The organism is Methanosarcina spelaei, assembly GCF_002287235.1.
GTDB lineage: Archaea > Halobacteriota > Methanosarcinia > Methanosarcinales > Methanosarcinaceae > Methanosarcina > Methanosarcina spelaei.
The window spans coordinates 1-1829 of record NZ_LMVP01000242.1; the positions used below are offsets into that span (position 1 = coordinate 1).

Consider the following 1829-nt stretch of genomic DNA (forward strand, 5'->3'; position numbering starts at 1 on the left):
TTAACCGATGACCAATGGATATTCCTTGAATAACATGCACAACTATATGAAAATGAATGCTGATGGCAGCATTTTCATGCTAAATAAGTAACAACTCAGATAACTTGGAAGGGTTCACACTTATTCAGCAACAAGTAAAATTATTTTATATTTTTCAATATGTCCAACAATAATAACCTTGCGTCTTTATTAATATTTACAATATAAATATCGTAGTTTTTAGATATACTTAGTATAGATTTCATTAATTCTTGACAAATTGGACTTTTCAGTTCATTATAATAGTTCATATAAAATTGACAGGGATCCATTAAACCTAGTCTATAATTATTTGCCAGCTTATTACTGGGCGAGAGTACAGGGCATTCCATTATCTGTTCATTCTTTACATACGCAGGAATGTTCCGCATACAAATGAAGAATTTTGCAGATGGATTATCAACCAGTTTTTCATTTAATCGACTGAAATCAGTTTCTTTAATTGCCATTTTTATCCACTCCTAATTTGATTTATTTCATCCATAAGTTTGTAATTGTAATTGACATCATCAATTAGATATAGAAACTTTCTCGTGGAAAAAGTTTGGAGCCTTAGAAAGCTGCCTGAATAGTTACAGGCTCGTGAACTTTGAAGATTCAAATGAGTTTAAAAGGAGCCCTTTGCAGGGCCTTTTTGATAAAAGTGATTTATTTGACTGTATGATTTTTTCTGATGAAAATGAGAAACAGGTAACCGATTATGTTCTACAAAATCTGTCTGAAAGTAGATCCTCTTACCCATAACAATTTAAGTAAAAAGCCTTATAACCGATATTTATGCGGTTCAAAATTATCCTTGAGGAAGATTGTCAACGCCGATTTAATTTTCCCCACATTGGTCGGTTTAAAATTCCTCACCTTTTGATATAAAGTTTACTCAATTTTTCATGAATTCACTCAAAATCACTGGTACAGATTTCCTGTTTTTATTCCCTGTTTCTTTCTCTCTTTCAGCCTGTAACTTTCTCCTTTGATGTTAATTGTCGTACAATGATGGAGAAGCCTGTCAAGTACAGCAGCCGCTATAACATGGTCCTTGAATATCTCTCCCCATTCTCCATATGACTTATTCGATGTCAAGATCACTGAACTCTTTTCATAACGTCTGGAGATTAGCTGAAATAGGCAGTGAGCTCCTTCCTCATCAAACGGGAGATATCCAATTTCATCAATTATCAACACTTTAAATTTCATCAAGTCCCTGATCTTCTTTTCAAGTATTCCTTCTCTATCTGCTATTTTCAACCTATCAATAAGGTTTCCTGTATTGGTAAAGTAAACCGAAATTCCTGCTTTTGCTGCTTCAATCCCAAGAGCAATTGCAAGATGAGACTTTCCAACTCCAGGAGGACCGAGCAAAACAATATTCTCTGCATTATGAACAAATCTCAACGTTGCAAGGTCTTCTATGACTTTTTTATCAATAGATGACTGAAACTCAAAATCGAATTCTTCAAGCATCTTTTTAACAGGAAAAACTGCACTTTTCATCCTTCTCTCAACTGCAACAGCTTCCCTGTGTTTCTTTTCCTGTTCAAACAGATAATCAAGGACTTCCATTGTTGTCTTGCTGTCCCTTGCAGCAATTTCAAGATAGTTATCAAGAAGCTCTTCAATAGTATTCAGTTTCAAGTACTGCAGATTAGTGTGAAGTCTTTCATAGCTGAAGTTGTTCATTCAAAACCACCTTCACTAAATGTTTCATAGACATCAAGAGACCTCTTTTCAACTTCAGGACCTGAGAACTTCAATGGAATCTGTGAATCCTTCCTGTATTTTGAATTCTCTTT

General features: G+C 34.4%; 2 protein-coding genes. Both read right to left on the minus strand.

Features of this window, described 5'->3' with window-relative positions:
• Positions 1-140: 140 nt before the first annotated feature.
• Positions 141-488, minus strand: a complete 348-nt coding sequence (locus ASJ81_RS12060) for a hypothetical protein (RefSeq protein WP_095644656.1) — start codon at positions 486-488, stop codon at positions 141-143.
• Positions 489-942: 454 nt separating this feature from the next.
• On the minus strand, positions 943-1716 hold the full coding sequence (istB, locus tag ASJ81_RS12065) for an IS21-like element helper ATPase IstB (protein ID WP_095643032.1): 774 nt from the start codon (positions 1714-1716) through the stop codon (positions 943-945).
• Between the last annotated feature and the right edge of the window lie 113 nt (positions 1717-1829).